Source organism: Mesorhizobium alhagi CCNWXJ12-2, from assembly GCF_000236565.1.
Taxonomy (GTDB): domain Bacteria; phylum Pseudomonadota; class Alphaproteobacteria; order Rhizobiales; family Rhizobiaceae; genus Allomesorhizobium; species Allomesorhizobium alhagi.
Map to the genome: position 1 here is coordinate 1 of NZ_AHAM01000161.1, position 1112 is coordinate 1112.

Below are 1112 nucleotides of genomic sequence, written 5' to 3' on the forward strand. Positions count from 1 at the left end.
CCTTGGAACTTCGAAGCCCAAACGGTCTGAGCTCTACGCTTACCGAGCAGTAGAGGAACTCCGAAGAGTGGCCCCATAAGCGCGTGACCGCCCAAACAAGCAGAGAGCTCTTTCATGATGGCGTCGAAGGGCTGAGCGACGAATTCCGAAGCCCGTCGATCAAGGTACAATACGCTCGCCGCATTCCCTCCAAACTGGCCCAAGGCTGCCATGAACGTTGTGCTGTGTGTCGCGATGGCAACTTGAGGAGCATATTTCTCAGCGACTTGCACGAGAAAATCGGCAAACCGAACCTGTAGGTCAGGATGAATGTGGGCGTCGGGTTCGTCTATCAGTATGAGCCGCTCTTGCCGGTCTTCAATTTCCCAAATGGCAGCTATTGTCAGTACGTCCAAACCTATGGTTAGGAGTTGCGCTTCGCCGCTGCTGAGCTGATCAATGCCTCCTACGGCGTCTGGTCGACCGCTCTCATTAGTCGATAGGGCGGATTTGCAAGCCCATCGAGAGAGATCGTGAAATCAGGGATCAACTGCCCGATAAGGCGCTCCAGGTCACTCGGATCACCTGGCAATGTGGCGGTGCGAACGTTACCCCGAGCGGCAAAGTAGCCTTGGACTCTGGTTATTACATGTTGGCGGTATTCACTCAGGTAGTTTCGTTTCGCTTGTTGGCTACGCTGCTCACCGCTGAGCTGTTGCCGAAGATAACCGGGCTCAAACTCAAGATTTCCTGATCGCTCCGGCACAACGTAGTGGATGTTGTCCGTCTTCTGGTCACGCCACGATCGCAAAAGGAGACTTTTTCCTGATCCGTTTTTTCCAAATATCACGGTAATTGAATTGAGGCCGCTCAATTGCCAATGATCACCCCCCAAGGCTGCCATGCGTGGGATGCTTGCATTCGGGTAGTAGGGTGCGTGCATATGATGCTCACATTGTACCAGTCACAGACATGCCTATCGAGAGGTTGACCGCGTCGCAACATCGCAGGAGGCAAGAAAAGTGTTCGCAAAGCTCGCTGGCAACGTCAGCCAGATGGACATCTCTAAAAACCCTCGCCTTTGGACCGCGATTTTGATTCAATCCTGGCATTGATTTGCGGAGGCAGGCGAT

2 protein-coding genes are annotated in these 1112 nt (G+C 53.4%); both read right to left on the reverse strand.

Annotation, left to right across the window (positions count from 1 at the left end; translation table 11 throughout):
- Positions 1–395, reverse strand: a 395-nt coding sequence (locus MAXJ12_RS18680) for an AAA family ATPase (protein ID WP_008837520.1), incomplete at its 3' end; no start/stop codon positions are given.
- 50 nt (positions 396–445) lie between these two features.
- On the reverse strand, positions 446–922 hold the full coding sequence (locus tag MAXJ12_RS36865) for a hypothetical protein (RefSeq protein ID WP_139043942.1): 477 nt from the start codon (positions 920–922) through the stop codon (positions 446–448).
- Positions 923–1112: the final 190 nt, after the last annotated feature.